Genomic DNA, 25,561 nt, shown 5'->3' on the forward strand with positions numbered 1-25,561 from the left:
CCCCTGAAAAAACAAAAGGCGGCACCGAGAGTACCGCCTTGTGTCATGTCACGCCATCGCAACAATCAGAGCTTCGACAATTTCTGCGCAAGAGCGAGGAAGACCTGTTCGGCCAGTTCTTCCGCGGCACGCTTGCGCGCGTCGCGTTCGGCGCGCAGGTTCGCAAATTCCTGGCGCGGACGGTCGAAGGAAGCGCCGACCGTGCGGGTGCCTGCGGCAAGCGGCTTGCCGTCCTTGTCACGCAGCACGAAGTTCGACGTCGCCTTGACGATACCGGACGATGGACGGCCGGTACGGTCGGTCTGGTCGCCAATGTCCACGCTCACCGCGGCAAGCGTAGAACTGCTCAGGCCAAGGCGAAGCCGATAGACCGGATTGGCCGGCTCACCGGCACCGCCGCCGAGCAGGAAGATGAGGCGATTGCGGACCTGCTGGCTGAAGACGTCGCCAGCCGGGTCGATCGCCACCGAAGCAAGCTTGGTGCGCATGTCCGGCGTCACGCTGCCGCCCATGGTTCCACCAGCGCCAGCGCCGGAGGAGTAAAGCGGCTGCACGGTGCATCCAGCCATGAGAACCGCGGCCCCGAGTGCGAAAATCGCAACGCGGAAAGCTTTGATTGCGGAGAAAAAGCGGTCAGGCAACGACATTGACGATCCTTTGCGGCACCACGATAACCTTCTTCGGCGAGCCCCCGTTGAGCGCAGCCTTGACGAAGTCAAGTTCGAGCACCGCCTGCTGGATGCTAGCTTGATCAGCGTCGCGTGCGATTGTCAAATCCCCACGCTTCTTGCCGTTGATCTGCACCGGCAGAACGATCTCGTTTTCCACCACCAATGCCGGATCGAACACCGGCCAGGCGCTGCGGGCGACCAGCGTTTCACGACCGGCAACCTTGCCACCCAGCGCTGCAAGGCACTGTTCGGCCAGATGCGGCATCATCGGCGCCAGCATCAGGATGAGCTTTTCCGTGGCGTCGCGGACAGCGCCCTTCAACGTGTCATCCGCATTGCCCGAAGCAACCTGCTGCAACGGTCCTGCAACCGTGTTGACCAGTTCGTAAAGACGGGCAACACCACGGTTGAAGGCCAGCTTCTCGATATCGTCGCCGACAGCCTTGACCGCCTTGTGCGCAGCCTTGGAAACGACAAGGGCTTCGCCCTCGGTACCGGTCTTGGGCGCAATGTCCTTCAACTGTTCGGCAGCTTCGGAGATCAGACGCCAGACGCGCTGCACGAAGCGGTGAGCGCCTTCGGCTCCGGCCTCTGTCCAGATCACGTCACGCTCGGGCGGCGAATCAGACAGCATGAACCAGCGCGCCGTATCGGCGCCGTAGGAAGCGATGATGTCATCCGGATCGACGACATTCTTCTTCGACTTCGACATCTTCTCGATAGAGCCGATTTCCACCGGCTCGCCCGTGGAGAGCAGGCTCGCCACGCGCTTGCCGTCGGTTTCCTCGATCCGGATATCGGCAGGCGCCACCCACTGGCCATTGGCCTTGTAGGTTTCATGCACGACCATGCCCTGCGTGAACAGGCCCTTGAACGGCTCGTCGATGCCGACATGACCGGCGACCTTCATCGCGCGGGTGAAGAAACGCGAATAGAGCAGATGCAGGATCGCGTGTTCGATGCCGCCGATATACTGGTCGACCGGCAGCCAGCGGTCGGCAACCGCGCGATCCGTCGGCTCGTTTTCCCATGGCGCGGTGAAGCGTGCATAGTACCAGGACGAATCGACGAACGTGTCCATCGTATCGGTCTCACGACGCGCATCGCCGCCGCATTTCGGGCACTTCACATGACGCCAGGTCGCATGACGGTCGAGCGGATTGCCCGGACGGTCGAACTCGACATCATCCGGCAACTTGACCGGCAGATCGGCGCGCGGCACCGGATTGACGCCGCAAGCCTCGCAATGGATCATCGGGATCGGGCAGCCCCAATAGCGCTGGCGGGAAATGCCCCAGTCGCGCAGGCGGAACTGTACCTTGCGGCTTGCCTGCGGACGATTGCCGAGCGTGGTGTTTTCCAGACGGTTCGCCACTTCATTGAAGGCGGCTTCCGGCGAAAGCCCGTCGAGGAAGCGCGAATTGATCATCACGCCATCGTCGGTATAGGCCGTCTCGCCAATGCTGAAGCTTGCCGCATCCTCGCCCTTCGGCAGAACGACAGGCGTGACCTTCAATTTGTACTTGTTGGCGAAATCCAGATCGCGCTGATCGTGCGCCGGACAGCCGAAAACGGCGCCCGTGCCATATTCCATCAGGACGAAATTGGCGACATAGACCGGCAGTTCCCAGTTCTCGTCGAACGGGTGCCTGACCTTCACGCCAGTATCAAAGCCCTTCTTCTCGGCCGTTTCGAGCGCCGCCAGCGATGTGCCCTGATGATGGCATTCATCGATGAAGCCGGTGAGCGGTGCATTGTTTTCGGCCAGCTTCTTCGCCAGAGGGTGATCGGCGGAGATCGCAACGAATGCCGCACCAAACAGCGTATCCGGGCGGGTCGTATAGACTTCGATTTCCGAGAAACCTTCCGGCGCGGTCTTGTCGTCCAGCCCGAAGCGGACCTGCAGGCCTTCCGACTTGCCGATCCAGTTGCGCTGCATCAGGCGGACCTTTTCCGGCCACTGGTCGAGCGTATCGAGACCGGCCAGCAATTCCTCGCTGAAATCGGTGATCTTGAAGAACCATTGCGTCAGTTCGCGCTGTTCGACCAGCGCGCCCGAACGCCAGCCGCGACCGTCCACCACCTGCTCGTTGGCAAGCACGGTGTTGTCGACCGGGTCCCAGTTGACCTTGGAAGTCTTGCGCGTCACCAGGCCCTTTTCAAAAAGGTCGATGAACAGCATCTGCTGGCGATGATAATATTCCACGTCGCAGGTCGCGAATTCACGCGCCCAGTCGAGCGAAAGCCCCATCGATTTGAGCTGGCCGCGCATGGTGGCGATGTTCTGGTAGGTCCATTCCTTGGGATGAACCTTGTTCTGCATCGCAGCATTTTCCGCAGGCATGCCGAATGCATCCCATCCCATCGGATGGAGCACGTTGAAACCCTTGGCGCGCTTGTAACGGGCGACAACATCACCCATCGCATAGTTGCGCACATGGCCCATATGGATGCGCCCCGACGGATAGGGGAACATCTCGAGCACATAATATTTCTCGCGGCTGTCGCTATTGTCGGTTTCGAAAGTCCGGTCTTCTTCCCAGACTTTCTGCCAATGAGCTTCCGCCACGCGCGGATTATAACGTTCGGCTGCCATGACCGTATTTACTCGCACGAAGGTGATGCAATAAGGAGAGTCGATATTTAATGGCGACCTTCACCACGTATTGGCGAAAGCGTCAACCTTTTGCGGATGAAAAGCCTGAAAGCGAGAGTTTCATGTCGGATATCGTAGCGAACCTGAACGCGGTCAAGGCCGCAATCGCCAGTGCCGAAAAGGAAGCACGGCGCGAAAAAGGCTCTGTGACACTCGTCGCGGTATCGAAAACCTTCGACGCCGACGAGATCCGCCCGGTGCTCGACGCGGGCCAGCGCGTCTTCGGCGAAAACCGCGTGCAGGAAGCGCAAGGCAAATGGCCGCAGCTGCGCGGGGATTATTCCGGCATCGAACTGCATCTCATCGGCCCGCTGCAATCCAACAAGGCCGCCGATGCCGTCGCTCTCTTCGACGTCATCGAAACCGTCGACCGCGAGAAGATCGCCGCCGCCCTGGCCGCCGAGATCAAAAAGCAGAACAAGACGCCGAAGCTCTACGTTCAGGTGAATACCGGGCTGGAAGAACAAAAGGCCGGGATTGCCCCGAAGGAAGCGGTCGCCTTCGTCGAACGCTGCCGCAAGGAACATGGCCTCGCAATCGAAGGGCTGATGTGCATCCCGCCTGCGGATGAAAATCCCGGCCCGCATTTCGCACTCCTGGAAAAGCTTGCCCGTGAGGCTGGCGTTGAAAAACTCTCCATGGGCATGTCGGGCGATTATGAAACCGCCATCGGCTTTGGCGCGACATCGGTGCGTGTCGGCTCGGCCATCTTCGGTGGGCGGAGCTATGCCAACCCCGCCTGAATTGTGACCCCTACTGCTTGTTTTTGTCGCATGATCCTGCGCAAAACCGCATCACACTTTTGCTGGAAATGCTCCTAATGCAGGACGATCTCGCCCTGCACATTCCTCCAGTCCGAAGGGCCAAGCAGCCGGAAATGCGTGTAGCTGACCGAATGCAACGGCCCGTCGATTTCCCGATTCCAGAATTCGATGAAATGATTGAGCACCGGAAAATCCGGCGCGAGGTCATAATCCTGCCAGACGAAAAGCTGCAGCAGATGCGGATGATCGGGCAGGTGATAGAAGACTTTCGCCGTCGTCAGGCCGTAGCCGGCGAGTTGCAGTTCAAAGGCTGATTTCGCGTTCAAAGCGGACGTCGTCATGGCGATTTCCCCTTTTTGTGAAGAGCCATATTGCATGGCTCCTGATTAGAAGATAATCACTCCAAATGGTTTTTAAACTGTAAAAACAATATATTAGCAACAGTCGGCGGCGAGTGCTGCCAGTTGCCGTTTCTGACGATGCGTCATTGTGGATCATGGACGCGCCGATTGTCTAATTTACCTTGCCCGCAATGGAAGGTAGACAGGCACCCGATGGTCTCGCCATTCACGGCAGGCCGTCTCATCCGGCGGGAGGTGCCGGGCAGTTTTGGGTGCATTATGCGTGCGGGACATGTCTGTCCGGTTCGCACAATGCTGAAGGAGGACATCATGTCGGAAAAGCTTTACCCGGTTCTTGCCGAGGCAAAGAGAAACACGCTCATCGACAACGCAACCTATCTCGACTGGTATCAGGAAAGCGTGAGCGACCCGGACGGCTTCTGGGCAAAGCACGGACGGCGCATCGACTGGTTCAAGCCCTTCACCAAGGTCAAGAACACCGATTTCAACGGCGACGTGTCCATCAAATGGTATGAGGACGGCGTCACCAATGTTTCCTACAACTGCATCGACCGCCACCTGAAGAGCCGTGGCGACGAGGTCGCCATAATCTGGGAAGGCGACAATCCCTATATCGACAAGAAGATCACCTATCGCGAACTCTATGAAAACGTCTGCCGTCTGGCGAATGTGCTGAAGAAGCACGGCGTGAAGAAGGGCGACCGCGTCACGATCTACCTGCCGATGATCCCGGAAGCCGCCTATGCGATGCTGGCCTGCGCGCGCATCGGCGCGGTGCACTCGGTCGTCTTCGCCGGCTTCTCGCCAGAAGCGCTGGCCGGCCGTATCGTCGACTGCGAATCCACCTTCGTCATCACCGCCGATGAGGGCGTGCGCGGCGGCAAGCCGGTTCCGCTCAAGGAAAACACCGATACCGCCATCGACATTGCCGCCAAGCAGTATGTGATGGTCAACAAGGTTCTCACCGTGCGCCGTACCGGCGGCAAGGTGAGCTGGGGTCCGGGCCGCGATCTCTGGTATCATCAGGAAGTGGCAAGCGTCGAACCGACCTGCGATCCGGAACCGATGAACGCGGAAGACCCGCTCTTCATCCTTTACACCTCCGGCTCGACCGGCAAGCCGAAGGGCGTGCTGCACACCACCGGCGGCTATCTCGTCTATGCATCGATGACGCACCAATATGTCTTCGACTATCACGATGGCGACATCTACTGGTGCACGGCGGATGTGGGCTGGGTGACGGGCCACTCCTATATCGTCTATGGCCCGCTGGCCAATGGCGCGACGACGCTGATGTTCGAGGGCGTGCCCAACTTCCCCGATCAGGGACGTTTCTGGGAAGTCGTCGACAAGCACCATGTCAACATCTTCTACACGGCGCCGACCGCCATCCGCGCGCTGATGGGTGCGGGCGATGAATTCGTCACTCGCTCGTCGCGCTCATCACTGCGCCTGCTCGGTTCGGTCGGCGAGCCGATCAATCCGGAAGCCTGGGAATGGTATTACAACGTGGTTGGCGACCAGCGCTCCCCGATTGTCGATACATGGTGGCAGACGGAAACCGGCGGCATCCTCATCACGCCGCTGCCCGGCGCAACGGACCTGAAGCCGGGTTCTGCGACGCGCCCGTTCTTCGGCATCAAGCCGGAACTGGTGGACAATGAGGGCGCCGTTGTCGAGGGTGCCGCAGACGGCAATCTGTGCATCATCGACTCCTGGCCGGGCCAGATGCGCACGCTTTACGGCGACCACAAGCGCTTCGTCGAAGCCTACTTCTCGACCTATAAGGGCAAGTACTTCACCGGCGACGGCTGCCGTCGCGACGAGGACGGTTACTACTGGATCACGGGCCGTGTCGACGACGTGCTCAACATTTCCGGCCACCGCCTCGGCACGGCGGAAATCGAATCGGCGCTCGTCTCGCATCACTCGGTTTCGGAAGCCGCTGTCGTTGGCTATCCGCATCCGATCAAGGGACAGGGCATCTATTGCTACGTCACGCTGATGACCGGTGAAGCAGTTCAGGATGAGGACGCCCTGCGCAAGGAGCTGACCCTGCACGTGCGCAAGGAAATCGGTCCCATCGCCACGCCGGACAAGATCCAGTTCTCGCCGGGCCTGCCGAAAACCCGCTCGGGCAAGATCATGCGCCGCATCCTGCGCAAGATCGCCGAAGACGAGTTTGGTGCACTGGGCGATACCTCGACGCTGGCCGATCCGGGCGTCGTGGACGACCTGATCGAAAATCGGCAGAACAAGAAATGACAAACGAAAGGCCGGGGATTTCCCGGCCTTTTCACACTCCCCAATTCTTTGACTTGCCTGAGAATTGAAGGGCCTTACACTTGCTCCCAGTCAATCAATTCCTGGAACTGGTATGGACTCCATCTTCAAAGATACATGGTTTCTACATTGGTTGACTGCGTCGGGTGGACTCGAAGAATTTGAGCAACCTATCTTCATCGAAATTACCGCAGCCTTCAGGACCTTGGAGCACTTCGTTTCGCCGCCCAAGCTCGATATTCTTCTCAATCGTTCAAAACATATAATTCCAGAGATCGGAATTCTGGGTCGGTCCCACAACAGTACGTTATTTTCGTTGAACTTCGATCCAGACAATCCCAACCTTAAACCAAGCCTTACGAACGGAACGCTTCAGCGCCAATTGCTGCATGAAATCCATCACTGCATGCGCATGGCGGGACCGGGCTATGGATGGACACTTGGTGAGGCGTTAGTGAGCGAAGGCATGGCAGGCCATTTCGTTCAACATCTCATGAACACTCCACCGGAACTATGGGAACGTGCAGTCCCCATCGACCGGCTGAAGGTGCATTGCCCGACAGTCGCAGAATTGCAGTCTACCGATTACGATCACGCCGAATGGTTTTTTGGTAGAGGAGAAATTCCTCGTTGGCTTGGTTATTCAATGGGATTCGAACTCGTGCGGCTCTGGCGTGAAACCGTTCGGCCGGAAACCCAAGATCAATGGATCAACACGCCTTCAAGTGAAATTCTTGCCATTGGTGAAAAAGCCGGACTGATCAAAGATTAAAAATCTATCGTCCGCCCCTTGATCTCCCAGTCACCATAACGGGCGGGATCCTTGCCGCCGCGACCGCCGATTTCGCGAGGCGCCTGAGCTTCCTTTTCGGCGGCACGGCGCGCCTCGGCTTCCTTCAGCGCGCGCTGGGCAGCGGGCGGCAGATCGTCAAACGGGCGCTTGTCCACGTTTTCCGGGCTTTCGGTTGCTTCGGTTTTCTCGCTCATCGGTCACATTCCTGTTGGCTGCGTCAGCTCCCATTATTGAAGCGAAGCCTGTTCATACCCATCATATAGGCAGAAAGGCACCCGCTGCAAAACCCTTGCAGGCCATGCAGCTTCAGATTTTGGAGACCGCCACGGATGAATATGACGAAAACTGCCATGCTGATCGCCCTCATGACGGTCATGTTCATGAGCATCGGCTATTTGTTAGGCGGCGGGGGCGGCATGATGATCGCGCTTGTGATCGCCGTCGCCATGAACCTGTTCGGTTACTGGAACTCCGACAAGATGGTGCTGCGCATGTACAATGCGCAGCAAGTGGATGAGCGCAGCGCACCGGACTATTACCGCATGGTGAGCGGCCTTGCCGCCAATGCGGGCCTTCCCATGCCGAAGGTCTACATCATCCATGAGGACCAGCCGAACGCTTTCGCCACGGGCCGCAATCCCGAAAATGCCGCCGTTGCCGCCACGACCGGCCTTCTCAACCGGCTTTCACCCGAAGAAGTGGCGGGCGTGATGGCGCATGAGCTGGCCCACGTCCAGAACCGCGACACGCTGACCATGACCATCGTCGCAACGCTTGCCGGTGCCATATCCATGCTCGGCAATTTTGCCTTCTTCCTTGGCGGCAACCGTGAAAACGGCAACGGCATCATGGGTGTGGTCGGCACCATCCTCGCCATGATCGTCGCACCCTTCGCCGCAATGATCGTGCAGATGGCCGTCAGCCGCACACGCGAATATGCCGCCGACAAGCGCGGCGCGGAAATCTGCGGCAACCCGCTTTGGCTGTCCTCGGCACTGGGCAAGATCGCGCGGGGCGCAAAAGCCATCCCGAACGAGGAAGCCGAACACAACCCGGCAACCGCGCATATGTTCATCATCAACCCGTTGAGCGGACGCGGTGCAGACAATCTTTTCTCGACCCACCCGGATACTGATAACCGCATTGCAGCGCTTGAACAGATGGCCGCCGAAATGGGCATCCGCTCTGCCGGAATGGCTCCTCGTGCCGCGGCCCCTTCCCAAAGCAGTGGTCCATGGGGTAATGCAGGCGGTAACAGCAATGGCGGTTCCGGTTTTCGAGGGCCGTGGTCATAAGGCATGATCCCGAAAAGTGGGAACCGGTTTTCGGACAAGATCATGCTTAAACAAAAAGTAGCAGAACAGCGTGAACGATAAAAAGCCTGCGCCGAAGCGCGGAAACAAAAAGCCGCTAACCAACAACAGCGCCGCAGACCTGCGCCCCGGTCTGGCGGCGCGTTTGTGTGCGGCGCGCCTTCTCGGCGCGGTGATCGAAAAGAACACCTCGCTTGACGGCCTGACCGACAATACCCACGGTCATCCGCAATATCTGGCGCTGGAGCCGCGCGACCGCGCACTGGTTCGCGCCATTCTTGGCTCTGCGCTGCGCAATCGCGGCAGCATCGAGCGCGCCATCAACAAGCGGCTCGACCGGCCATTGCCGGAAAATGCGGTGGCGCTGAAACATCTTCTGCATGTCGCCATCGCCCAGATTTTCTATCTCGACCTCCCCGACCATTCGGCGGTTGATCTGGCCGTGGAGGCGGCGAACAGCGACCCGCGCAACCGCAAATATGCCGGTCTGGTCAATGCGCTGCTGCGCAGGCTGTCGCGCAACAAGGAACGTGCGCTCGCCCACACGCTTGAGCCTGAAACGAACGTGCCGGAATGGTTTGCAAAGAGCATCACCGAGGCCTATGGCGCGGAAAAGGCAGCAGCCATTCTCGCCATGCACGCCTATGAGCCGCCAATCGATTTCACGGTCAAGGGCGACGCGGAAGCGTGGGCCGAAAGGCTGGGTGGCGTGGCGCTCCCCAACGGCTCGGTGCGCCTGCAGACTGTCGAAGGCAATCTCACCGATCTGCCCGGATTTGCCGAAGGCGACTGGTGGGTGCAGGATGTGGCGGCAAGCCTGCCTGCGCGCCTGATGGGTGACATCAAGGGCAAACGGGTTGCCGACCTGTGCGCCGCCCCCGGCGGCAAGACGGCGCAGCTTTTGCTCCAGGGTGCGGATGTGACCGCGCTCGACCTTTCCGAAAACCGGCTGAAGCGCCTGCGCGGCAATCTGGAACGGCTCGGTTTCGAGGCGAAGACCGTCGCCACCAATCTTATGGATTTCCAGCCGGACGAACTGTTCGATGCCGTGCTTCTGGATGCGCCCTGCTCGTCCACCGGTACGGTGCGCCGTCACCCCGACGTGCCATGGACCAAGACGCCGCAGGATATTGCCAAGCTTGCCGAACTTCAGGGCAAGCTTCTGGCGCATGCGGCCACCCTGGTCAAACCCGGCGGTGTAATCGTATTTTCCAACTGTTCCCTGCACCCGCTCGAAGGCGAGGAAATGGCGCGCAAGGCGGCGGAAAATCCGCTGCTGGAGCCTTTCCCGATCACGGAGCAGGATTGTTCCGGTCTGGAGGGGCTGGTAACGGCGGAAGGCTTTTTGCGGTCCACGCCGGCAGACCTGCCGCCGGAGCGTTTTGACGGCAATCCGCAGATGGCCGGCATGGACGGTTTCTTCGCCGCCCGCTTCAAGCGTCGGGCCTGAGACCGGATATAAGCAGACAAGTCGGATAATTTGCCATAACGGGCCGGGATGCCCGTTATGGTTAACGCTCGATTCACCATTTCTGTACAATTGTATCAAGGGAAACCGGCCTTTCGATCTGGCCGCAGCATGATGACAAACAATACGGAGAAAGACCGGGTGGCAGTCGCCCTCAGCGAAACCCCACATCTTTGGGGACTGGCCGTTGCACAGGCGTGGCGCAAGTTCAGCCGCCGTCTGCGTATGGGGCCGCTTTATCGCTGGCGCTTCACCGGCTTTACCCCGGACCGAATCCTGATCGCCCCGCCCGACCTGCGCGTCGCCGACCCCCAACTGGCGCAGGAGTTTTACCACGGCCGCTTTGCGCTTGCCGGTCGACTGGTCGAGACCGGCGGGTTGTCGCCTTTCGCCGTCGAGCCGCCGACACCGGAGTGGGAAGCGGCACTTCAGAGTTTCGGCTGGCTGCGCCATCTGAAAAGCGCCAACAGCGAACTGGCAACCGCCAATGCGCGCGCGCTCGTCGATGACTGGATGCGCATGTTCGGCAAGCGCATCGGCGGTCTTGCCTGGTCGCCGGAAGTCACCGCGCAGCGCATCATCGCCTGGCTGCAGCATTCCAATCTCATTCTGTCGGGCGCGGAACTTCCCGCCTATCGCAAGTTCATGCGCTCGCTCGCCATGCAGGTGCGTTACCTGCGCACCGTCGCTGCCGCCATGGATGATGGCGAGGAGCGCTTGCGCGCCCGCATCGCATTGGCTTTCGCCGCTCTGGCGCTGCCGGTTTCGCCGCCGACGGCACGTGCCGCGCGGCGCAATCTGGAATATGAGCTGAAGCGCCAGATCCTGCCCGATGGCGGACATATTTCGCGCAATCCCGTTACGGTTCTGGAGCTGCTGGCCGATCTTCTGCCGCTGCGCCAGACCTATGCCAATGGCACGGAATCCCCGCCCAAGGCGCTGATCGAAGCCGTCGAGCGCATGTTGCCGGCCCTGCGTTTCTTCCGTCATCAGGATGGCAGCCTTGCGCTTTTCAACGGGGTCGGCCCCACCATGCCGGAACGCATCATTTCGGTTCTGCGGCACGATGAAACTGCCGGATCGCCGCTGACCCACGCGCCCTATTCGGGCTATGAACGGCTTTCGATGGGTTCGACCACCATCATCGCCGATACCGGACTGCCGCCGCCGGTCACCGCATCGCGGGACGCCCATGCCGGCTGTCTCGCTTTTGAAATGTCCTCCGGACGCCAGCGCTATATCGTCAATTCCGGCGTCGACCGTTTCGGCCCGCCGGAATTTCGTCCATTGGGCCGTTCGACGGCTGCGCATTCCACCGCTACCATCAATGACACGTCCTCGTGCCGTTTCAGCCTGAATGCGGGCCTCTCCAACATGATCGGCACGCCGATTATTGCAGGCCCGACGCGCGTACAGCGCGACCGGATCGAGGAGATGGGGCGGCAGGGTTTTGTCGCCAGCCATGACGGCTATGCGCGCCTGTTCGGCATCTATCACGAGCGCCGCCTCGTGCTGTCGCATAATGGCAGCGTCATCCAGGGCGCCGACCGCTTCTATCGCGGCGACGGTCGTCCGTTGAAATCAAACGGACGCGACAATATTGCCGTCCGTTTCCACCTGCATCCCTCGGTCGATATTTCCTTCGATGAGAACGGATTGATCGTCCTTTCGGCTGACCGCGACGATACCTGGGTCTTTTCCTGCTTCGAGGTTGCGCCGCAGCTGGAAGATTCGATCTTCTTTGCAGGCTTCCGCGGTCCTGTGACATCGAAGCAGATCGTGCTCTCCTTCCCGGCTTCCGAATTGCCGGAAGTGAACTGGCAGTTCAGCCGCGTCGCACTCGGCAGTTACGTGTAATTCGCTCTCCCGCTCCTCCCCTTCGAGACGGCGCTGCGCGCCTCCTCAGGATGAGGGTGGAGCGTAATTAATCAGCCTCAACGAACGCACGCTGCGTTTGCGAGTCGACAGCGACATATCCATTCTGGAACGCTCTTCAAGCACCACCGCCCTCACCCTGAGGAGGCGTCCTGAGCTTGTCGAAGGGCGCCGTCTCGAAGGGTCGAGGATCAATGGGATCGAATGCGGGGCAAGAAATACCTCTTCACCGTTCATTTCCGGCCTTTTGCGGTAGGATTCTCGGCGCGCCTGTGTTAGGGCGAGCCGTCCACTTTCCTGAACGCATCCGTTTCAGCAACGAAGAGACCAACTCCCTATGGCTGTCAGCTCCAAGCATATTCCCGCTCCCGATCTTCATCGGGTGCGCCGCGCCCTCCTTTCCGTTTCCGACAAGACCGGTCTGATCGATTTCGCCAAGGCGCTTCACGCGCAGGGCGTCGAAATCCTTTCGACCGGCGGCACCGCCAAATCAATTGCCGCCGAGGGCATTCCGGTGAAGGACGTGTCCGAAGTAACCGGCTTCCCGGAAATCATGGACGGGCGCGTCAAGACGCTGCATCCGGCAGTCCATGGCGGCCTGCTCGCCGTGCGCAATGATCCGGAACACGTCGCGGCCATGGAAGCACACGGCATTGGCGGCATTGATCTCGCCGTCATCAATCTCTATCCGTTCGAGGAAGTCCGCTTCAAGGGCGGCGACTACGACACGACCGTCGAGAATATCGACATTGGCGGCCCGGCCATGATCCGCGCTTCCGCCAAGAACCATGCCTATGTCGCAACGGTCGTCGACCCCGCCGACTATGCCGACGTGGTGGCCGAACTGGAAAAGCATGCAGGCTCCCTGCCGCTCGCCTTCCGCAAGAAGCTTGCAGCCAAGGCCTTTTCGCGCACCGCTGCCTATGATGCGGCTATTTCCAACTGGTTTGCCGAAGCGATCGAGGAAGAAACCCCGGTGTATCGTTCGGTCGCAGGCAAGCTGCATTCCGTCATGCGTTACGGTGAAAACCCGCACCAGACGGCCGGTTTCTATCTCACCGGCGAAAAGCGCCCCGGCGTCGCCACCGCGACCCAGGTTCAGGGCAAGCAGCTTTCCTACAACAACATCAACGACACCGATGCGGCTTTCGAGCTGGTGGCCGAATTCGATCCGGCCCGCACCGCAGCCGTCGCCATCATCAAGCACGCCAATCCTTGCGGCGTGGCGGAAGCTTCCACCATCAGGGAAGCCTATCTCAAGGCGCTCGCCTGCGATCCGGTTTCGGCCTTTGGCGGCATCGTCGCGCTCAACAAGACGCTCGATGAGGAAGCAGCCGAAGAGATCGTGAAAATCTTCACCGAAGTCATTATCGCGCCGGACGCCACCGAAGGCGCACAGGCCATCGTGGCGGCAAAGAAGAACCTGCGCCTGCTCGTGACCGGCGGCCTGCCGGACCCGCGCGCCAAGGGCATTGCCGCCAAGACCGTTGCCGGTGGCCTGCTGGTCCAGTCGCGCGACAATGGCGTGGTGGACGATCTCGATCTCAAGGTCGTCACCAAGCGTGCGCCGACCGAAGCCGAACTCAACGATCTGAAATTCGCCTTCCGCGTCGGCAAGCACGTGAAGTCGAACGCCATCGTCTATGTGAAGGACGGCGCTACGGTGGGCATCGGCGCAGGCCAGATGAGCCGCGTGGATTCAGCCCGTATCGCAGCCCGCAAGGCGGAAGATGCAGCAGAAGCCGCCGGTCTTGCAGAGCCGCTCACCAAGGGCTGCGTGGTCGCTTCCGACGCGTTCTTCCCGTTTGCAGACGGTCTTCTGTCAGCCGTTCAGGCCGGTGCAACCGCCGTCATCCAGCCGGGCGGCTCCATGCGCGACGACGAGGTGATCGACGCTGCCGACGAACATGGCATCGCCATGGTCATGACCGGCATGCGCCACTTCCGTCACTAACCCCTATGGAATACGCATCTATCGAAGCCCCGGAACCAACAGTTCCGGGGCTTTCGTTTACGTTGAGTTTCGCATTGTTTCGTTTAAATTCGTTTCAACATTGAAGCGCGTCCCGAAACTATGAATGGTTTTCGGACGGGATGCGCTCAAAACAAACAGTTCGAGAAGCAGGAGGAGCCCGCCCCATGACGCAGTTTATCGGTTCCATCGACCAGGGAACCACGAGTTCGCGTTTCATCATTTTCGACCGGCAGGGCGATATCGTCGCCAGCGACCAGCGCGAACACGAGCAGATTTATCCGAAGGCGGGCTGGGTCGAACACAATCCAACGGAAATCTGGCGCAATACGCAGCACGTCATTGCCGCCGCGCTGAAGAAGGCAAACCTGAAGGCAGCCGACATAGCTTCCGTCGGCATTACCAACCAGCGCGAAACCACTCTGCTCTGGGACCTGAAGACCGGCGTGCCGCTCCATAATGCGGTCGTCTGGATGGATACGCGCACGGACGAGCTGGTCGCCCGATACACGAAAGACGGCGGCGCGGACCGTCTGCGCGAAAAAACCGGCCTGCCCATCTCGACCTATTTCTCCGGCCTCAAGCTGCGCTGGATACTCGATCAAGTTCCCGGTGCCCGTGAAAAGGCCGAAGCTGGCGACGCGCTTTTCGGCACCATCGACACATGGCTGGTCTGGAACCTCACCGGCGGCACCGATGGCGGCATTCACATCACCGATGTGACCAACGCCTCCCGAACCCAGCTGATGGATCTTTCGACGCTGAAATGGGATGAAGACATACTTCGTCTTTTCGATATTCCGTCAGCCTGCCTGCCGGAAATCCGTTCCTCGAGCGAGGTCTATGGCGAGATCGCCCTGCCCTCGCTTTCCGGCGTCAAGCTGGCGGGCATTCTGGGTGACCAGCAGGCAGCGCTCTTCGGCCAGGCCTGTCTGGAACCGGGCGAGGCCAAGAACACCTATGGCACCGGGTGCTTCATGCTGATGAACACCGGCGAGAAACTGGTGCCCTCCAATTTTGGACTGCTGACCACGGTTGCCTACAAGCTGGACGGCGCGAAGCCGGTCTATGCGCTGGAAGGGTCAATTGCGATCACCGGTGCTCTGGTGCAATGGCTGCGCGACAATCTCGGCATCATCAGGCACAGCAGCGACATCGAAACGCTGGCCCGCACCGTAGAAGACAATGGCGACGTCTATTTCGTCCCGGCCTTCTCCGGCCTCTATGCGCCGCACTGGCAGGATTCCGCGCGCGGCATCATCGCTGGCCTCACCCGCTTCGCCAACAAGGGGCACATCGCCCGCGCGGCGCTGGAGGCGAGCGCCTATCAGGTGCGCGAAGTGCTGGATGCGATGGTGAAGGATTCCGGCGTCGAGATCACGGAGTTGCGCGCCGATGGCGGCATGACCGTCAACGAGCTGCTCATGCAGTTCCAGTCCGACATTCTGGACGTGCCGGTCGTGCGCCCGAAAATCATCGAGACGACGGCGCTGGGTGCTGCCTATGCGGCGGGACTTGCCGTCGGCTACTGGAAATCGACGCGGGACATCGTGGAAAACTGGCAGGTGGGCCAGCGCTGGCATCCGCGAATGCCGGTCGAGGAAAGCACGCGCCTGTTCCGCTCGTGGGAAAAGGCCGTGCAGCGTTCCATGGGCTGGATCGAATAGAGCCCTCTCCACAAAGCCGGAACCGCCTCCGGCCCGTCAATGCGGGCCGGATGCAAGCGGCCTGTCGGCCGGATAAGGCGTAATGGCAGCCAGATAGAGCCCCACGACAAAAAACAGCAGCAGCACCGACATGCCAATCGCCGCGCAGCCAGTGAGAGCGGTGATCGTCGCGACCAGGAACGGCCCGAGAAATCCCGTCGCCCGGCCCGCCAGCGCATAGATGCCGAAATAGCGGCCCGATTCCTCCGGCCTGATGCTGCGCGCAAACCACGAACGGGCGGACGCCTGCACCGGCCCCAGAGCGGCGCCGATCATCAGCCCGTAGACGAGAAATGCCTGTTCCGCAGCCGTGGAGAACAACCCATTTCCCTCGGAATAGCCAACCGGCAAAAGCCCGAGCAGGAAATAATCCGTTCCGGTGGAAACGATACCGAACGAGGCGATGAGCAGAAGCACCAGCGATCCGAGCACGATGGCTTTTGAGCCGAGCCTTGCATCAAGACGAGCCGCGACGAGGCAGCTCAGGATCGCCGACACATTGGTGATCATGCCGAAGAGGCCGATTTCGTTGATGCTCCAGTGAAACAGTGAAGCGGCATAGCCCGCGCCCAGCGCGACAATGGCATTGAGCCCGTCCTGATAGACAAGGCGGGCGGCAAGGAAGCGGACTATTCCCGGACGCTTCCGCACTTCCCTCAGCGTCGACTTCAGTTCCGTCAGACCGCTGCCGACCGCCTGGCGCAGCGGCTGGCCGCGCGCCTGATCCGGCGTGAACAGGAACATCGGCATGATGAAAACGAGATACCACAGCGCCGCGATGGGGCCGGTGATGCGGGCATCTTCGCCGCTGGCAGGGTCAAGCCCGAAGAGCGGCGGAAGCCCGATCAGGGTCTTGCCCGTCTGCGGCGACGACGCCAGAAAGACCACGACGAAGATCAGCACCAGCACGCCGCCCAGATAGCCGAGCCCCCAGGCCAGATTGGATACTTTGCCGATCTCCCTGGCCGGGACGAGCCGCGGCATCATGGAATCGTTGAAGACGATGGAAAACTCCGCCGAGATCATCGCGATGCTGAAAGCCAGAAGCACCCAGAACAGGTTTGCGCCCGGCACCGCGAACCACAGCGTCATCAGGCCCGCGATCTTCAGGACGGCAAAGAAGCCGATCCACGGTTTGCGCGCGCCGGTCTTGTCGGCAATCGATCCCAGAACGGGCGACAGCACTGCGATCACGAGGCCCGCGGCGGCAAAGCCGTACCCCCAGGCGATCTGTCCCGCTTCCGGCGTGTCGGCCATGCGCGAGATGAAATAGGGACCAAAGATGAAGGTTACGATGACGGTGAAGAACGGCTGCGCCGCCCAATCGAAGAATATCCAGCCCCATACGCCACGCCGCGAGGCATGGCTGCGGGCAGCCATAAGCTGATCGCTCAATTACTCTTTCCTTCCCCCCACGCCCGAAGCGGCTTCCGACGATAGAGCACCATGCGCCTTTTGGCTTATAAAGACCACTCCAACCCGATACATCTGCACACGATGCTTTGCGAAAACCGGTTCCGGTTTTCATGCGGATGCACGCAGGCCAGCCGAGCCGTTCGGCTGCATCGTTCCTTCAATGTGTCGGATGAATTTCAGGCCCAAATCATATTAGCGGGAGCTTATACCCCGAAATGTGCACTGGAAAGAAATAAAAAGGGCGGCCACAGCCGCCCTTCTGCAATAGATTTCCCGACCTGCCTACTGGGCGAGATCGGACATCAGGCCCGCTGCAACCGCCAGTCGCGAAACGGTCAGGTCGCCACCTTCCGTCAGCGCGACCATGCGGTTCTGCACCTGCTCGATGCGGGCGCCATCGGCTGCAAACCAGGCTGCCGCCGGGTCCTTGTCCTTGGCGAAACGCTTGAGCGCCGCAATGGTGATGCCGCGTGCAGCCTGCGTGATCGTATCGCTTGCCCGTGACAGCGCCAGCCCGTCATAATAGTCCGTGACGGGGATGGAGCGCGCGGCTTCCTCGATGCGGCCGATGCGGAAGGCTTCCGAAACACCGAAATAGGTCTTGGCGGTAACCACCCGGTCGGCGCCCGCCAGATGCGCGATCAGCGCAATGTCCGGCATGATGCCTGCAAGCTGCAGATTGGCAAGACGCTGTGCCAGCTTTTCCGGCGCACCCATTTCCACGAAAGCGGCCTTGTCGGCCTGAAGCGCGGTTTTGAGATATTCCGGCATCAGGCCGTCGAAACGCGGCTCCAGTTCGGCGCGCGCCCTGGTGATCGTATCCACCAGTTCCGTCAGGTTGGCGCGTGTCGTGTCGTTGCGCAGCACCCATGCCGTCGTCGCCTGCAGCATTTCGCCGACGAGACGGTAGAACTGGTTCTGCACATCGCCGGGAACGCGATTGTCCAGCGCATCGATGGCGTCATAGATCGTGTCGATGTCGAAGCCGTCACGCACCGCCACATAGGCGCGGACGATATCGGCAGGCGAATTGCCGGTCGTATCGGCCAGGCGGCTGATGAAGGTGATGCCCCCGCGATTGATGACATCGTTCGCCAGCAAGGTAGCGACGATTTCACGGCGCAGGCGATGGCCGGAGATTTCCTCGGCATAGGTCTTCACCATGCGCTTGGGGAAATAACCCATCAGCAGCGACTGGAAGTACGGCTCGTCCGGAAGCTGGCTTGCCACCAGATCGTCACAGAGCGAAAGCTTCGCATAGGCCAGCAGAACCGCCAGTTCCGGGCGGGTTAGCGGCTGGCCAGCCTTCTGGCGCTCGGCGAGCAATGCGTCCGACGGCAGGTTCTCCACCTTGCGGTCGAGCAGCTTGCGGGCTTCCAGTTCCGCCATGAAGCGCGCCTGATAGGGCAGCTCCGCCAGTCCCTGGCGTTCGCTCAGCGAAAGCGCCAGCGGCTGCAGATAGTTGTTGCGCAGCACCAGTGCCGAAACATCGTCGGTCATGCTAACCAGAAGCTTGTCGCGCGCCGGGCGCTTGAGCTTGCCCGAACGCATGGCCGCAGCCAGCGCGATCTTGATGTTGACTTCGACGTCCGAACAATTGACGCCAGCCGAATTGTCGATGGCGTCCGTGTTACCGCGACCGCCCGACAAGGCATATTCGATGCGCCCGCGCTGGGTCACGCCAAGGTTCGCGCCTTCGCCGATCACCCGCGCGCCGACTTCCGAGCCGGTGATGCGGATCGCATCATTGGCGCGGTCGCCAACCTGCGCATCCGTTTCAGCGGAGGAGCGGATATAGGTGCCGATGCCGCCGAACCAGAGCAGATCGACCTTCGACTTCAGGATCGCCGTCATGATTTCCTGCGGCGTTCCGGAGGTCTTGCCGAGGCCGATGGCATTCGCTGCTTCCGGCGAGAGCGTGATCGTTTTCTGGCTGCGGCTGTAGATGCCGCCGCCAGCCGAAAGCTTGGAGCGGTCATAGTCCTGCCAGCTCGAACGCGGCAACTCGAACAGGCGCTTGCGCTCGGCAAAGCCATCGGCTGGAACCGGGTTCGGGTCGATAAAGATATCGCGATGGTCGAACGCCGCCACGAGGCGAATCTGTTCGGAAAGCAGCATGCCATTGCCGAAGACGTCGCCCGACATGTCGCCCACGCCCGCAACCGTGAAAGGCTCGTTCTGGATATCCATGTCGAGTTCGCGGAAATGGCGCTTCACGGCTTCCCACGCGCCGCGCGCGGTGATGCCCATGCCCTTGTGGTCATAACCGGCGGAACCGCCCGATGCGAAGGCATCGTCCAGCCAGAAATCATGCGCCTGGCTGATGGCATTGGCCGTATCGGAGAAAGTGGCCGTGCCCTTGTCGGCGGCAACGACGAAATAAGGATCGTCATTGTCATGGCGCACGACTTCCGCTGGCGGCACGACATGGCTGTCCTCGATATTGTCGGTGACGGACAGGAGCGTGGAGATGAAGACCTTGTAGGCATCGCGGCCGGCTTCGAACACCGCATTGCGATCGCCGCCGACCGGCAGACGCTTCGGATAGAAGCCGCCCTTGGCGCCGACCGGCACGATAACCGCGTTCTTGACCTGCTGCGCCTTTACCAGCCCCAGCACTTCGGTGCGATAATCCTGCGCGCGGTCCGACCAGCGCAGGCCGCCGCGGGCGACCGCGCCGAAACGCAGGTGCACGCCTTCCACTTCCGGCCCGTAGACGAAGATTTCGCGGTACGGGCGCGGGTCAGGCAGGCCGTCGACCAGACGCGGATTGAGCTTGAAGGCGAAGGTGACGCGCGGCTTGCCCTCGGCATCCGGCTGATAGGCGTTGGTGCGCAGCGTCGCTTCGATCAGATTGCGGAAACGGCGCAAGATCTGGTCGTCATCAATGCTCGGCACGCCCAACAGCGCGGTTTCGATGCCATCGACCAGCTTCTTTTCAGCCGAATCCCGGCGCTTGGCCGACGGGTTGAAACGCAGGTCGAACAGCGAATAGAGGTCGCTGGCGATTTCAGGATAACGGTTCAGCGCTGCCGCGATGAATCCCTGCGAATAGGCGATGCCCGCCTGCTGCAGATAGCGCCCATAGGAACGCAGGATCATGATCTGGCGTGCCGTCAGGCGCGCGGTCTGCACCAGCGCATTATAGCCGTCATTATCGGCCTGACCGTCCCAGACATTGCGGAACACGTCTTCCAGCATCTCGCCATCGTCGGAAAGATCGACCGGTGCCCCATAGGCGTTCACGAGCTGCATGTCGTGCAGGTAGACGGTTGCGCCGTCTTCGCCTGCCTGCGGCAGGTCGATGGTCTGCTCGCTGACGACACGGAAACCCATGTTTTCCAGAAGCGGCACGCGCTGCGACAGCACGACCGGCGCACCGTGATGATAGATCTTCAGCGAAACCGCATCGGGACCATCGGTGCGATAACGATAGAAATCCACGAAAAGCGGAGCCTCGGCGCTGAGGCTGGCAATGCGTTCCGCATCGACCAGCGCTTCCGGCGCCGTGAAGATTTCGCGGTAGGACGGCGGAAAGCTTGCGGCGAGCGCAACGGTCTTCGCATCGGCGCTGTCGGAGCTTTCACGCACCGCATCGTCCCAGGTGCGGACGATGGCGCGCACTTGCGCTTCCAGCGCTTCCCGGTCCACATGCGGCGTGGAACGCTCGTGACGGCGGATGACGAACTGGACGCGCGTCAGGCCGTTCTGCAGGAAGACCGGATGGAATTCAAAACTGTCGCCGCCATAGACGTCGACCAGATAATGCCCGATCTTCTCGCGCACGACCGAGTCGTAACGGTCGCGCGGGATATAGACCAGCACGGTGGCAAAACGGCCAAACCGGTCGAGACGCGGAACAGCGCGCACCCGGGGACGCTCGCCCAGCGCCAGGATCAGTTCGGCATTGGCCGTCAGGCTTTCCACATCGATCTGGAAAAGCTCGTCGCGCGGATATTCCTCCAGCACGTTGATGAGCGCCTTGCCCGAATGGTCCTCGCGGTTGAAGCCGAGATGCTTGATGACCGCATCGGCCTTGGAACGGATGAAGGGAATGCCCGCAACCGAACTCGTATAGGCGACCGAGGTAAAGAGGCCGACCAGGCGCAGTTCGCCGATGGCCTCGCCCTTCTCGCCGAATATCTTCACGCCGACATAATCGAGATAGGAACGGCGATGCACCAGCGAAAGCGAGTTCGCCTTGGTGACGATCAGCGGCTCGTTGCTGTCGAGGAATTCGGTCACTTCGCGCGGCGTCACCGTGTCGTCGTCATCCTTGCGCAGGACGCGGACCTCGTGATCGTTGAGAATGCCGAGCGTTTCCTTGACCGGCACGAGTTCGCGCTTGTCGCCCTTGCCCTTGAAGGTCAGCTCGCGAAGTCCGAGGAAGATGAAACGGTCGTCGCGCAGCCATTCGAGAAAGGCGATCGCTTCCGGCATGGCCGGATCGCCCGTCATGTCGTGCACGCGCTTGTAATCGGCGATCGCGCCATCGAGGCGCTTCAGCATCGGCTTCCAGTCGCTGACGGCGGCGCGAACCTGCCCCAGCACGCGCTTGATGGCGGCGGTCAGGTCGGCCTTGGTCTGCTTGTCGAGAGCCGGGAGATGGATCTGCACCAGGCTGACGCGCTCGACGCCCTTGGCAGGCGCAAGCTGCGATGCCTCACCCAGAATGACGAGCTCGTCCTTCTCGCGCGCAATGTCCAGAACCGGATGCACGACCATGAAAATCTGGTTGGCATGGTCGTTCAGCTCACCCATGATGGAGTCGAGCAGGAACGGCATATTGTCGTTGACGATGGTGATGACGCTCACCGGGCGACCATGTCGTTCGATACCGTTATCGACGCTGATGATGCTCTTGCCCTTGCGATAGGATTCCAGAGCGGCATAGCCGTGACGGGCTGAACTGTCGAGAGCGGCGGCATCGTAAGCGGCCAGATCTTCCGGCGGCGCCCATTCGAAGAGAAGCTGCGAGAAGGCTGTAAGCGCCTTCGACTTTCCTCCCTTCTTCTCCTCCTTGCCTGCCTTTGAACCCTTAACCTTGCTCGACCGATCCTGCTTTGCAGTCACGTCGGATACTCCTGTCATGATGGCAATGCGCGCCAAACTAGCAGATTAGGCACCGGATTCGATGGCAATTCGTTGAAAATAACGAAAAATTTCCCGGAAAGTCAGAAAAACCGCATTTAATCCATTTAATTTGGAACAAAACTTCGAAAACTTCCCGCGAAATTTCGGATTATGCCAGTGGATTTCTCCACGGCGCGCAGAAATGGTGCCGGAAGGGCAAAGCCGCAGGCCGGTTTTGCCATGTTTCAGACTAAAGTTGCAGATGATTCTGACGGAACCGAACGGCTCTCATAACTCGATCAGGTGATCGTCGAGTTCGTTAACATTGTCCGCCCCTGCCGGGAAATGCGTCTCCAGCAAAAGGCCCGCCTGACCGATCGCCAGCACGAAACCCTCGGCCACCTGCGCCCGCGATGCATGATGGACGAGCGTCGCCACGATCGCATTCCACTCGTCCTGTCCGACCCGCGCATTGATGCCCGCATCGGCGATCACCTCGGCATAATGTTCGGCCATGGAGACGAAGAGCAGGATGCCGGTGCGATGCTCGGTGATGTGCACATTGCGCGCCAGAAACTGTTGCAACGCATTGAGATGCGCGCGCTTGTAACGGATGCGGCGCGGCACCAGCAGCATGCGGATGGCCGGAAAGACCCACAGCACCAGCATCGCGGTCAGGAAGGCCGCCAGCACCGCAAGCCCGAACATGGGCAGGCGGACATCGAACCAGTACCAGTGCGCCAGAAACGCCACGACGACCGATGCCAGCAGGATGCCGCAGGTGGCGACAAAGCCCGCCGCAAAGAAATAATCGTCGCTGGAACGGGCCAGAACCGCATAGATTTCGCCGCTGGTCTCGGCTTCCGCCTTGCGGATCGCCTCGGCAATGCGGGCATGGTCCTCGGCGCCAATCAGCGTGTGATGCTTCATCCCTGCGTCTCCCTACCAGCTGCCCGAGGCGCCGCCGCCACCCGATGAACCACCGCCGCCGGAGAAACCGCCGCCGCCCCCACCGGACGACCAGCCACCGCCGCCGCCCCAGCTTCCGCCACCCCTGCCGCCAGACCCGCCGCCGCGATTGTTATAATCCACCACCATGCCGAGCCACTGATACCGGCCCGGCCCGATCTTGCGCCCGAAAACCGGCGTCAGGATCGCCATGCCGAAACCGCCGAAGAAGATCAGGCACCAGAAGGCAATGAAGACGACGAACACCCAGTCGACATCATCGGAACTCGACTGCACATTGCGCCTGGCGCGCGCTTCAAGCTCGGCGGCATCGCCGGAAAGCACCGAAAGAATGCCGTCAACGCCCTGCACGATGCCTTTCGAATAATCGCCCGTGCGGAATTCGGGAATGATGGTGCCATTGATGATGACGCTTGAAAGCGCATCGGTCATCACGCCTTCGAGGCCGTAGCCGACCTCGATGCGCACCTTGCGGTCATTGGGCGCCACCACCAGCAATATGCCGTTGTTTTCCTGTTTCTGGCCAAGCGCCCAGGCGCGGAACAGACGGTTGGAATAGGTTTCGATGTCTTCGCCATTGAGGCTCGGGACTGTCACCACGACCACCTGATCCGACGATTTGGCTTCGAAATCGGCAAGCTTCTGCGTGAGGCTCTGGCGCTCTGCCGGATCGATGATCCCCGCCGCATCCACCACGCGGCCAGTCAGGGTCTGTGCGGGTTTCGATGCATCCTGTGCCAAGGCTGCCGTATGCAGCATCAAGGCTGCGGAAAACAGCAGAAAGACAAGCGCAATAAGATGCCGCGGCCAATAAAAGCCGCGACGATCACGCATGGGTGCTGCACCCGCCTCCAGACGCATCATGAGACGCGCCGTCAGTTGAAGTTGACTTTGGGCGCGGTCTGGCTGCCTGCATCGGCGCTGAAGCTCTGCATGGGCTGCGCATCGCGATACCAGATCCACGTCCAGATCATCGTCGGCATGGTGCGCAGCGACGTATTGTAGACGCGAACCGCCTCGATATAGTCACGGCGGGCGACGGCGATGCGGTTTTCAGTGCCTTCGAGCTGCGATTGCAATGCAAGGAAGTTCTGGTTGGCTTTCAGGTCCGGATAACGCTCGACCACCACCATCAGGCGCGACAGCGCGCTCGTCAGGTTGGCCTGATTATCCTGAAACTGCTTGAAGAGTTCGGGATTGTTGAGCGTTTCGGGCGTGATCTGCACCTGCGTCGCCTTGGCGCGCGCCTCGATCACGGCCTGCAGCGTCTCCTGTTCGTGAGCGGCATAGCCCTTCACGGTCTCGACCAGATTGGGCACGAGATCGGCGCGCCGCTGATACTGGTTCTGCACCTCGCCCCAGGCGGCCTTCGCCCGTTCCTCATTGGTCGGGATAGTGTTGAAACCGCAGGCGGAGAGCAGCGGAACCAGAACAGCCAGACCAAGAGCGATGAAAATACGGCGGCCCAGGGCTGCAAGCGAGAAAGAAGTGGCAACCGTCGTACCCGACATGGATTTCTCCTGAAAAGGGCGCTTTGCCAAGCGCCGGGGAAACAAATTCAACACCCGCATGAGTGCGTTCACGCAAATGCGAGCCGTCAAATCAGCAAGATAGTCGAAATTCACTCGTTTTCCAGTCGGTTTGGACAACAAGGTAAAACCGCGACCGCCTGTTTCAGGGATGCAGGCGGAAAGCGCCGCTTTCGACCGCAGCGCGAACAGCGGCAAGCGTCTGACTGCGAGACCACCCTTCGGCAGCCAGCACGTGCGGCTCTAGCGGCCCCAGCGCGGACAATTGCCCGTGCAGTTCCGCAATCGGACCCGGATCGGCAAGCGTATTGCCGCCACGCTCGCGGCAGCGCCGGATCGCCTCATCGAGAGATGGACGCAGAACCACATAGTGAAGCGGCGTGGCAAGGTTTCGGAATGGCTCGAGGAACCATGGCCCGATTATGCCGTCGACGATGACGAAATAGCCGCCGTCGGCATAGGCCTTGGCCGCCTTGGTCAGCGCATCCATCACAATGACATTTTGCGCATGGGCTTCCGGCAGATAGGGCTGGATCGCACCATTCTTGATGAAGTGCCAGAAATCGTCCGAATGAAGATGAACCTTCGGCGAACCCGGCTGGTTCGCAAGCCTCTCGGCGGTCGTGGTTTTACCGGCGCCCGGCGTGCCGGTCAGGATAAGAATTTCACCAGAATGTTCCATGATCCGACCTTATCATGGAATGCCATCAG

18 protein-coding genes are annotated in these 25,561 nt (G+C 60.5%); 8 read left to right on the forward strand and 10 right to left on the reverse strand.

Annotated elements, in window-relative coordinates; all coding sequences use genetic code 11:
- Window positions 1-65: 65 nt before the first annotated feature.
- Complete coding sequence (lptE, locus tag JNC63_RS15690) at window positions 66-647, reverse strand: LPS assembly lipoprotein LptE (protein WP_063620175.1); 582 nt, start codon at window positions 645-647, stop codon at window positions 66-68.
- Entirely contained in the window at window positions 634-3,267 is a 2,634-nt protein-coding gene (gene leuS, locus JNC63_RS15695; RefSeq protein ID WP_063620176.1) for a leucine--tRNA ligase, read from the reverse strand. Before leuS ends, lptE begins: the two co-directional genes overlap by 14 nt.
- Window positions 3,268-3,389: 122 nt before the next feature.
- Here leuS and JNC63_RS15700 point away from each other — a divergent pair, with 122 nt between their 5' ends.
- Complete coding sequence (locus tag JNC63_RS15700; protein WP_063620199.1) at window positions 3,390-4,070, forward strand: YggS family pyridoxal phosphate-dependent enzyme; 681 nt, start codon at window positions 3,390-3,392, stop codon at window positions 4,068-4,070.
- 74 nt (window positions 4,071-4,144) lie between these two features.
- On the opposite strand, the gene JNC63_RS15705 is transcribed toward JNC63_RS15700, so the two are convergent.
- Window positions 4,145-4,432, reverse strand: a complete 288-nt coding sequence (locus JNC63_RS15705) for an usg protein (RefSeq protein ID WP_006471250.1) — start codon at window positions 4,430-4,432, stop codon at window positions 4,145-4,147.
- 330 nt (window positions 4,433-4,762) lie between these two features.
- On the opposite strand from JNC63_RS15705, the gene acs reads away from it, so the two are divergent.
- Both acs and JNC63_RS15715 read left to right on the forward strand, forming a co-directional pair.
- Complete coding sequence (gene acs, locus JNC63_RS15710) at window positions 4,763-6,718, forward strand: acetate--CoA ligase (RefSeq protein ID WP_006471249.1); 1,956 nt, start codon at window positions 4,763-4,765, stop codon at window positions 6,716-6,718.
- Window positions 6,719-6,830: 112 nt separating this feature from the next.
- Window positions 6,831-7,508, forward strand: coding sequence for a DUF2268 domain-containing putative Zn-dependent protease (locus JNC63_RS15715; protein ID WP_063620177.1), 678 nt, complete (start codon window positions 6,831-6,833; stop codon window positions 7,506-7,508).
- Here JNC63_RS15715 and JNC63_RS15720 read toward each other — a convergent pair.
- Entirely contained in the window at window positions 7,505-7,723 is a 219-nt protein-coding gene (locus tag JNC63_RS15720; protein ID WP_021588074.1) for a DUF1674 domain-containing protein, read from the reverse strand. The genes JNC63_RS15715 and JNC63_RS15720 overlap by 4 nt on opposite strands.
- A 135-nt stretch (window positions 7,724-7,858) precedes the next feature.
- Here JNC63_RS15720 and htpX point away from each other — a divergent pair, with 135 nt between their 5' ends.
- The 5 genes from htpX (at window position 7,859) to glpK (ending at window position 15,824) form a co-directional block, all read left to right on the forward strand.
- Window positions 7,859-8,824 (forward strand): zinc metalloprotease HtpX, encoded by a 966-nt coding sequence (gene htpX / locus JNC63_RS15725; protein WP_006467825.1) that lies wholly within the window; start codon window positions 7,859-7,861, stop codon window positions 8,822-8,824.
- A gap of 70 nt (window positions 8,825-8,894) precedes the next feature.
- Window positions 8,895-10,292: an RsmB/NOP family class I SAM-dependent RNA methyltransferase gene (locus JNC63_RS15730; RefSeq protein WP_063620178.1), complete on the forward strand. Its 1,398-nt coding sequence runs from the start codon at window positions 8,895-8,897 to the stop codon at window positions 10,290-10,292.
- A 132-nt stretch (window positions 10,293-10,424) separates the two neighbouring features.
- Window positions 10,425-12,167: a heparinase II/III family protein gene (locus tag JNC63_RS15735; protein ID WP_021588077.1), complete on the forward strand. Its 1,743-nt coding sequence runs from the start codon at window positions 10,425-10,427 to the stop codon at window positions 12,165-12,167.
- A 355-nt stretch (window positions 12,168-12,522) separates the two neighbouring features.
- A complete protein-coding gene (gene purH / locus JNC63_RS15740) occupies window positions 12,523-14,139 on the forward strand; it encodes a bifunctional phosphoribosylaminoimidazolecarboxamide formyltransferase/IMP cyclohydrolase (RefSeq protein ID WP_063620179.1) in 1,617 nt (538 codons plus the stop codon).
- A gap of 185 nt (window positions 14,140-14,324) precedes the next feature.
- Window positions 14,325-15,824, forward strand: a complete 1,500-nt coding sequence (glpK, locus tag JNC63_RS15745; RefSeq protein ID WP_063620180.1) for a glycerol kinase GlpK — start codon at window positions 14,325-14,327, stop codon at window positions 15,822-15,824.
- Window positions 15,825-15,860: 36 nt separating this feature from the next.
- Here the strand turns inward: glpK and JNC63_RS15750 are convergent, their stop codons facing one another.
- From JNC63_RS15750 to JNC63_RS15775, 6 genes are all read right to left on the reverse strand, one after another.
- Window positions 15,861-17,243 carry an MFS transporter gene (locus JNC63_RS15750; RefSeq protein ID WP_063620200.1) on the reverse strand — a complete coding sequence of 461 codons (1,383 nt, stop codon included), beginning with the start codon at window positions 17,241-17,243 and terminating at the stop codon, window positions 15,861-15,863.
- A 318-nt stretch (window positions 17,244-17,561) separates the two neighbouring features.
- The gene (locus tag JNC63_RS15755) at window positions 17,562-22,352 is read right to left on the reverse strand and encodes an NAD-glutamate dehydrogenase (protein ID WP_063620201.1); all 4,791 of its coding nucleotides are present in this window, start codon (window positions 22,350-22,352) and stop codon (window positions 17,562-17,564) included.
- Between the two features lie 288 nt (window positions 22,353-22,640).
- Window positions 22,641-23,282 (reverse strand): TPM domain-containing protein, encoded by a 642-nt coding sequence (locus tag JNC63_RS15760; RefSeq protein ID WP_025090900.1) that lies wholly within the window; start codon window positions 23,280-23,282, stop codon window positions 22,641-22,643.
- A gap of 12 nt (window positions 23,283-23,294) precedes the next feature.
- The gene (locus JNC63_RS15765; RefSeq protein WP_374846481.1) at window positions 23,295-24,080 is read right to left on the reverse strand and encodes a TPM domain-containing protein; all 786 of its coding nucleotides are present in this window, start codon (window positions 24,078-24,080) and stop codon (window positions 23,295-23,297) included.
- A 116-nt stretch (window positions 24,081-24,196) separates the two neighbouring features.
- Complete coding sequence (locus tag JNC63_RS15770) at window positions 24,197-24,832, reverse strand: LemA family protein (protein ID WP_025090902.1); 636 nt, start codon at window positions 24,830-24,832, stop codon at window positions 24,197-24,199.
- A 163-nt stretch (window positions 24,833-24,995) separates the two neighbouring features.
- A complete protein-coding gene (locus tag JNC63_RS15775) occupies window positions 24,996-25,532 on the reverse strand; it encodes an ATP-binding protein (protein ID WP_063620181.1) in 537 nt (178 codons plus the stop codon).
- Window positions 25,533-25,561 lie beyond the last annotated feature (29 nt).

This window comes from Brucella ciceri (assembly GCF_041930145.1).
In the GTDB taxonomy this organism is placed as follows: domain Bacteria; phylum Pseudomonadota; class Alphaproteobacteria; order Rhizobiales; family Rhizobiaceae; genus Brucella; species Brucella intermedia.